The 500-nt window shown below is 73.0% G+C and carries 1 protein-coding gene; it reads left to right on the forward strand.

Translation table 11 applies throughout. The features are described 5' to 3' along the window. Positions 1-500: DUF222 domain-containing protein (locus H9651_RS14570; RefSeq protein ID WP_191720050.1), on the forward strand; the 500-nt coding region annotated here is incomplete at both ends.

Genomic DNA, 500 nt, shown 5'->3' on the forward strand with positions numbered 1-500 from the left:
GACGATGGCATGGCGGAGTTGGCGGCGGTGCTGCCGGCGGTGCTGGCGTACGCGATCCGCGACCGGTTGACCGAGTATGCGCGGGAGCTCACGACCGCGCGGCGGAAAGCCGCTGCGGAGGCGAGTGCCGCGGGCCACCGTGGTACTGGCGCCGGCGCTGGTGCCGGCGGCGACGACGGTGCGAGCGTCGATGGTGCCGAAGCCACACCGCCCGACCCCGCCGAGGTCGTCGTGACGGACACCCGCACGACTGACCAGGTGCGCGCGGATGTCCTCACCGACCTGCTCCTCACCGGTGGCGCGACCGCACCCGCCACCACCGGTGCCGTCGCCGACGGTGGGGCGATCACCGCCCAAGTGCAGGTCATCATCCCCCTCGACACCCTCACCGGAACCGGCACCTCGCCCGCGGAACTGGTCGGGTACGGGCCCATCGACCCGGAAACCGCCCGCCGCCTCGCCGCGACCGCGGAACTGTGGGAACGGATCTTCGTCTCACC

The organism is Microbacterium pullorum (assembly GCF_014836535.1).
Taxonomy (GTDB): Bacteria; Actinomycetota; Actinomycetes; order Actinomycetales; family Microbacteriaceae; genus Microbacterium; species Microbacterium pullorum.